This window comes from Silvanigrella sp. (assembly GCF_044369315.1).
GTDB lineage: Bacteria > Bdellovibrionota_B > Oligoflexia > Silvanigrellales > Silvanigrellaceae > Silvanigrella.
This window is the reverse complement of the sequence record NZ_JBIPMD010000176.1, coordinates 1-7,311: the sequence shown is the minus strand read 5'-3', so window position 1 is coordinate 7,311 and position 7,311 is coordinate 1. Positions and strand designations below refer to the sequence as shown.

6 protein-coding genes are annotated in these 7,311 nt (G+C 32.2%); 3 read left to right on the top strand and 3 right to left on the bottom strand.

The genetic code is table 11. The features are described from left to right. Positions 1 to 75: 75 nt before the first annotated feature. The 3 genes from ACIQ56_RS12655 to rpsL form a co-directional block, all read right to left on the bottom strand. Positions 76 to 630, bottom strand: a complete 555-nt coding sequence (locus tag ACIQ56_RS12655) for a hypothetical protein (protein WP_397601422.1) — start codon at positions 628 to 630, stop codon at positions 76 to 78. 261 nt (positions 631 to 891) lie between these two features. Beyond that, positions 892 to 1,365, bottom strand: a complete 474-nt coding sequence (gene rpsG, locus ACIQ56_RS12650; RefSeq protein WP_153421121.1) for a 30S ribosomal protein S7 — start codon at positions 1,363 to 1,365, stop codon at positions 892 to 894. 149 nt (positions 1,366 to 1,514) lie between these two features. Next, entirely contained in the window at positions 1,515 to 1,928 is a 414-nt protein-coding gene (rpsL, locus tag ACIQ56_RS12645; RefSeq protein WP_148698002.1) for a 30S ribosomal protein S12, read from the bottom strand. Between the two features lie 420 nt (positions 1,929 to 2,348). Between rpsL and ACIQ56_RS12640 the strand changes: the two genes are divergently transcribed. The 3 genes from ACIQ56_RS12640 to ACIQ56_RS12630 form a co-directional block, all read left to right on the top strand. Continuing rightward, positions 2,349 to 4,604: a flagellar hook-length control protein FliK gene (locus ACIQ56_RS12640; RefSeq protein ID WP_397601421.1), complete on the top strand. Its 2,256-nt coding sequence runs from the start codon at positions 2,349 to 2,351 to the stop codon at positions 4,602 to 4,604. Between the two features lie 42 nt (positions 4,605 to 4,646). Then, a complete protein-coding gene (locus tag ACIQ56_RS12635; protein ID WP_397601420.1) occupies positions 4,647 to 6,050 on the top strand; it encodes a flagellar hook assembly protein FlgD in 1,404 nt (467 codons plus the stop codon). A gap of 29 nt (positions 6,051 to 6,079) precedes the next feature. After that, positions 6,080 to 7,311, top strand: a 1,232-nt coding sequence (locus ACIQ56_RS12630; RefSeq protein WP_397601419.1) for a flagellar hook protein FlgE, incomplete at its 3' end; no start/stop codon positions are given.

Genomic DNA, 7,311 nt, shown 5'->3' with positions numbered 1-7,311 from the left:
TTCGCTTGTATACCTTCTTTTGGTTAACACCATTTCAACACCTCTTTCCTATAAGTTTTTTTCGGATCTGGGTGTCTACTTTCTTAGGGGAGGATCATCTATCTCTCTATTTTTAATTTTTCCTATCATTTTTTCAAGAACATAATCTCCAAATGTCTCGTCTATTTTAGTTTTGTCTGTTAAATTATTTTTAATATAAGTATTTAATTCTTCATAATACGAATAATCTTTAACAATTCCAAGCCTAATTGATTTTAGTGAGTCTATTCCTGTATATTTAAAAATTCTTTTTCCAAACGTATAATAGCAATTTTGGCTTTTTCCTAAAATCTCACTAAAAATAAAATCGGGAGCATCTTCTTTTGCGGCTCCGACAATAGCATCGAAACCGCCTTCTCTGGTTTCTGTTACTGCTCGAGCCCAATTCATGGTTTCATATTTTATATTTTCTTCTCCAAAAGCTTTTTGCAAAATTTCAATCATGTAACCTTGATTGACATCTCTTATAGAACAATTGTAGGGGCACCAATAATCAGCTCGGACATGTATAGGTTCACTTGAATAAGCTTGCGATTTTAAAATAACAAAAACAGAAATATAAATTATTTTTTGAATTATAAATTTTGTCATTTAAATCTCCAATAAGTTATCTTTCTATTAAGTTAACAGCTTAATTTTTTAAAACAAAGATTTCATTTTAATTTATTTTGTCAAATTTGTAGTTTTTAGCGGGAGTCCTAATTATTGTATATGGTTATTTTATTTTGATAATGGGACGGATTTCTAAATAGAATTCTTTCCCAAAAAAAAAAGAGCTTTGTCGTAACAAAGCTCTTTTTGCCAAAGATAGGAAACTTTATGAGAAAACAAACTGGTTGCAGGTAGTTAAAATTAGAAGCGGTAGTGTGCAAATGCTTTATTTGCTTCTGCCATTTTATGAACGTCTTCACGTTTCTTAATAGCAGCACCACGGCGGTTAGCAGCATCGAGGATTTCAGCAGCTAGCTTATCGCGCATGGATTTTTCATTGCGTAAGCGAGAGTATGAAATAAGCCAACGAAGTGCTAAAGCTTGCCTGCGCTCAGGACGAACTTCAACAGGGATTTGGTAGTTAGAACCACCAACACGACGAGTACGAACCTCTACTTGTGGTTTGAGGTTTTCAAGTGCGCGTTTAAAAACAGCAATGGCTTCTTCGCCTTGTGCTTTTTGAGTTACAATTTCAATTGCGCCGTAGAATATTTTTTCTGCTGCGCTTTTTTTTCCATCTTCCATCATACAGTTGATGAACTTAGTAACAAGTACATCACCAAATACAGGATCTGCTAATACTTCGCGTTTTATCGGGCGACGTCTGCGTGCCATAATTTAAATTCCTTTAATAAAAGAGAAACTTCAAAGTTTCTTTGAAACCTTTACTCAAAAACAGGACTTATTGTTCTGTTTCTGTTTGTTGTGTTGGCCATATTTCAGGCAGGGAGCAACAAATCTCACCTTAGCTTTGCAGCTTTAGCTTACTTCTTGCCTTTTTTAGCAGGTTCAGCGGCAGCAGCGCCTCCTTTAGGACGTTTTGCGCCGTAAAGAGAACGAGATTGACGACGTTTTGCAACGCCAGTTGTATCAAGTGCACCACGAACAATGTGGTAGCGCACACCAGGTAAGTCTTTTACACGACCGCCACGAACGAGAACAACGGAGTGCTCTTGTAAGTTATGGCCTTCACCTGGGATATAGGAAATAACTTCAATACCAGTAGTCAAACGAACCTTTGCAACCTTACGGATCGCAGAGTTTGGTTTTTTAGGTGTTGTTGTATAAACGCGTGTACAAACGCCACGACGTTGAGGGCACTCTTTAAGTGCTGGGGACTTGCTGCGGTAAGGGTTTGGCTTACGGCCGCTTGCGACAAGCTGGTTAATGGTTGGCATACGAAACCTTTCCTTGTATGTAGCCGTCAGTTTTCTTTAGTCCTGTTGTATTTGGCTTAAAACAGGTTTGCATAAAGTTGCCTTTGGCAAGAGTGGCAAACAATAGAAAAGCTTCCTGTCAAAGTCAACTCTTTTTTAATGGATAAATTAGGCATATTGAGCCCTTTTTATCAGTGCAAAAAAGAGAAGGCAAAAAATCTCATAAGATACAAATACATGATTTTACTTAATTATTTATAGTTAGGATTTTTTTGTCGACTTTTAATTGCCCCACAAGAAAATGCCTTTTGCTTAAAGGCTTCCTAAGCCAGGCCTTCTATATCATGCAATTTAAGTGCTAAAGTTTTTCATTATTTTCAGCTATTTTATCATTAAAGGAACAAGTAATTCAGATCGTTTCTTTAAAAAGGGAGTTTGCAAATGTTTTTAGCATCCCCAAAATCAAGTTTAATTCCTATTGCTCTACCTCCTCCACCAAAAGGGGATGCTGAAAAGCAAGATTTAAAACTTGATGATGACAAAGATCCTTTTGATAATGCAATCGAAAAGTCTTTTACCAAATCAAAAAAAGAAAATGAGCCTTCTATTATTCCAAAACAATTTGTTTCTAAAAAAGAGGAAGATACAAAAAATGAGGAAAGTAACTTATTTTTAAACCCTATTTTTTCTTCTTCTTATTTATTTCAAACACAATGGCAAAATCAAAATGGGACAAAACAAACTCTATTATCAGAACCACAAATCGAATTGAATCCTTTGGAGTCTAAAAATCTTTTAAGCATTTTAGATGCAAGCGAAAAAAATTTGAAATTAGAGGGTTATCAATTTTTTGAATTTGCAAAACCAATAAATATAGATAAAAGTTTGATTGGCAATATCAATCTAGAGGAAAATCAAAAAAATATAACACCCTTTATTAAAGAAAATAACCTATTAAAAAATATTTCTAAATATGACCTAGTTGATGTAAATTTAGTTAAAAATGAAGATAATTTAATAAAGACATTTAATATAAATGATGGCAATATCAAAGAAAATATTCAAAAAGGTGATTTGGTTTTTATAAATAAAAATCTAAATACTCCTATTAATTCAAGTAATAAAAATTTATCAGCATATTTAAATCTATTTAATCCAAATATAAATATTGAAATATCTGATGTTGATTTTCAATTGGATAAAAACCAAAATGACAATAGTAAAAATGTAATAGATCAATTAAATAAAGGATTTTTAAATCAAAAAGGAATTCAATTAAATGAAAATTTAGTTGCTTATCCTGTTGCTAAAGTAGTGAATGATTTTGATATTAAAACAGATTATTACTTATTTAAAAAAGAAATAAGCCCTTCAGGCGAAAAACAAGAATTTATTGGCGTTATAACAAAAGACAATGACTTTCAAAAAGATTTTATGAATAATAAAAATAACTTTGATCCCAAAGATTTTTTATTTATAGATAATAAAAATAATTTTAGTGAAATAAATAAATCTATAAAATATGATATAAATAAAAATAATGCATTTTATATTAATGATGCTTTTAACAATAAAAATAATTGGAACGAAATTGAAAATGAGAATCCTAATTTTGAATTAAAAGATTTAAAATTTAAAAATGTAGATACTTTTGTTCGCACAAATAAGATAGATGACAACTTTAAGACTATAAAAACAACTGGAAATGAAGATGAATTTAGAAAAATAGAGGTCATTGATCCTAAAAGTCAAATACAAGTTTCAAAATTAAACGAATCGAATCAAAAAGTAAAAACAGATATAAAGTTACCTGTTTTTAGTATGGAGAATATAGTTAAAGACAAAAAAGAAATGAATTTAAGTAAAAATAATTTAAATATTTTTACCAATGAAAAATCAAAATTAGATGGGTTAAAATTTAAGGATTTAAATGAAGATTCCTTTTTTTCATTTATGTCCTCTGACTCCGATAATCAAGCTAAAGAAAATAAAAAAGATTTAAACGAAAAATCTTCTTTAGAAAATAAAGGGATTATTTTTGAAAAAACCATTTCTTCTCAAACGAATACCCCAATTATTTTGTCTGATAAAAGTAATGCCGATTTTTCGAATCCTATGGTTTCTGCTGCTACAAGAAGAGCGGTTGATTTATCAAGTCAATTACAAGCTCGTGGTGGAGGCAATGCCAAAATTCAAATTCAAGATGAAAAATTTGGAAGCATTGAATTAAATATACATATGAAAAAAGATAATACTGTTTCTATGGAAATTAAAGCTTCAGATAAAGATTTAAAAAATATATTGGAACAAAATTCGGATACTTTAAAAAAGACTCTTGACAGCCAAAATATTTCTTTAACAGATTTTAAAGTTACTTCTGTAGAAAGTAAATCAATTCAAGCTGGATTAGGTGGGGCAACAAGCCAAGGATTTTCACAACAACAGTTTAGTCAAAATTCAAACAATGGAAATAATCAAGATTTTTTTCAGCAGAATTTATCCCAAGGATTTTTATCAAATGGTTTTTCAAATGGAAATAACCCTCTTTTTAATAGATCGGATGATGATTATTCCTTTAATAAATCTTCGAATCAAAGTTATATAAATAGCAGAAATAATTTTTCCCGAAATATGGAAAAAAATTCCATAACAAATATTCAACGTGGTGCAAATGGATCTATTAAAGTAAATGTTTAATCATGTTATTCATTAATTAGTAATTTAATGATGGAGTTCGATATGTACGTAGGTGAAGCAAAAGGTGTTGCACGTGTTCCCGAAAAAGCTCTGGAACCTCCGAGAGATACGGGATTAAAAGTAGAAAAAGGAGAAGAAGCTCCTAATTTTGATAACATGATTTCTGAATCAAATATTATGAGACAAGCGGAAATTGAAAAAGAAAAAAATGAAGCTGGTGGTGATTTTCGACTTGGCGAATCTAAAAATGATCGTGAGTTTCGAAAACAACTTGAAAAAGTAACTGGTAAAAAACAAGATCTTGCTAAAAATAAAATGGAAAGAGATGACTATTTAAATTTATTAGTGACTCAATTAAAGTATCAAGATCCAGCAAAACCTATGGAACATTATGAAATGGCCTCTCAAATGGCTCAATTTAATACTGTGGAACAGCTTATGGGTGTTAATAAAGTATTAACTGAAATGAAAAAATTACAAAACGATGCAAAAGCTGAAAAATTATCTCAATATTTAGGTAAAGATATTGAAATTCAAGGTAACAATATTAAGTTAACACAAGATGGAAAAGCAAATACCGCTAAATTTGATCTTCCTGCTGCGGCTTCAAATGTTATTGTTGAATTTAGAGATGAGCATTCTAAAACAGTAAAAAGTATTCATATGGGTGCTTTGCAACCTGGTATTAATAAAGTTGTCTGGGATGGAACAAATGATAAAGGCGTTAAATTACCTAATGGAAGTTATACGTTTAATATTCTTGCCTCAACAGAAGATGGTAAGCCTATGACGGCAAAAACTTCTTATATTGCTAAAGTTGAAGGAATAACAGATATTTTAGCTGGTGGTAAATTAGATACAGATGTTGGTCCTGCCGATCCAGCAAAAATTATAGCGATTCGTAATCCTGAAAATAACGTAACACCCGTTAAAGCTCAAAAATCTCAATTAGCAAATTATGTTCAAAACTCAAATCCAAACGCAAAACCAACTGATACTGCTAATCCATTAAATCCAAAATCTTCTGAGACACAAAAATCATTAAATAATTTAGATGGAATGGATTTATCTCAAAATACCGCAGTGAATAAAAATTCAACATTAAATAATAATTCAGACGAATTTATGCCTTATCCTTCAAAATCAGATCCCATGGCACAGCAAGGACAAAATTCTTTTGAAACAAAAATAACTAATAATGATTTAAATAATGCTCAAACAAAAATGAATAATGTTACAAAAATGCCTTCTCTTGAAAATGGGAATGACATGAAATTTTCACCAAAAAAACCAGATGTAAAATCGAATCAGCCAAGAGCTGAAATACCACCAAAAGCAGAAGCAATAGCAAAACCAAAACCTCAAGAGAATTATTCAGATGTAAAAGCAGCTCCTAAATATGGAGGACCTCCAACTGTTGCTGGAATAAGTGGGAAACAATATTAAGTTTTGTTACTTTATGAAGGAATGAAGTTATGCCAATAAATTATGCCTTATTTAGTGCGGTTTCAGGTTTAGGTACAAATGCAGATGGAATGTCTGTTGTTGCCAATAACATTGCCAACGCAAATACAAAATCTTTTAAAACAGATAGAGCAGAATTTGAAGATATGCTTGCTGTAACTTTAAATGAAAGATCTCAACTCGGTCGAGGCGCCCGTTTGAGAAATATTACCACGATGTTTAACCAAGGTGCAATAACAAATACGGGACAAATAACCGATTTGAGCGTTCAAGGTGATGGTTTTTTCTTAATTAAAAGTGATGTTGCCGAAGTGAAAGAGTCAAATGGATTGTTTTATACAAGACAAGGAAGCTTTCGTTTTGATAAAGATGGTAAGTTAACAGATCCTTCTGGCGCTCGTGTTCAAGGATATATGCCCGATCCAGACAGCAATAATAGCCTTTCCGTAAAGTTATCAGATTTACAAATTCTATCGAATATTATTCCTCCTAGAGCTACAAATTTAGTTAACGTTGTTACAAATCTTGATATCAGAGACAAACCTCCCGTTGATGATTTTGATCTTTCTAGGCCAGCCGATACTTCAAATTTTGCAAGTGCTGTTACCATTTATGATAACTATGGTAACGGAAGACAAGCTGTTATTTATTATGTACGAACTACAGAAGTAGATAAGAATGCTTGGCAGTGGTTTGCTACTGTGGATGGAATGGAAGTTTCTACGGATCCACCAAGAAATGAAAAAGGGAAAGTGCTTCCTGCTGTGATTGCAAACGGAAGAGTTGAATTTGATGAAGATGGAAAACCGATTCTCCCTTTTAAAACAAAATCAGGTACTCCTATTCAAATTGACTATATTAATAAAACAGATGCTTTTGATGTTCAATTTGTAAATGGGGCTCGCCCACAAAAGCTTCAGTTTAATTTTGGCCCCACAATTGATGAAGATGCCGTGGTTGGAACTCAAGGTTCAACAAGTTTAGCAGCGAAATCTGGGGTAGCTTTCCACTCTCAAGATGGCTATGAGGCAGGTTATTTAAAATCTCTTAAAATTGACCTTGATGGTGTTATTAGAGGAACTTACACAAACGGGTTGGAAAGAAGATTGGGCGCTGTTGCTTTAGCTGTCTTTCAAAATAATCATGGATTGCAAAAGATAGGTCGAAATAACTACATTGCAACTCCTAAAGCGGGAGAAGCCCGAATAGGAATGCCTCAAACCTTATCAAGGGGAAGTATTTA

Excerpts from the sequence above, each read along its gene's own strand:
- ACIQ56_RS12655 (WP_397601422.1), bottom strand. The coding sequence starts at position 630 with ATGACAAAATTTATAATTCAAAAAATAATTTATATTTCTGTTTTTGTT.
- rpsG (WP_153421121.1), bottom strand. The coding sequence starts at position 1,365 with ATGGCACGCAGACGTCGCCCGATAAAACGCGAAGTATTAGCAGATCCT.
- ACIQ56_RS12635 (WP_397601420.1), top strand. The coding sequence starts at position 4,647 with ATGTACGTAGGTGAAGCAAAAGGTGTTGCACGTGTTCCCGAAAAAGCT.
- ACIQ56_RS12640 (WP_397601421.1), top strand. The coding sequence starts at position 2,349 with ATGTTTTTAGCATCCCCAAAATCAAGTTTAATTCCTATTGCTCTACCT.
- rpsL (WP_148698002.1), bottom strand. The coding sequence starts at position 1,928 with ATGCCAACCATTAACCAGCTTGTCGCAAGCGGCCGTAAGCCAAACCCT.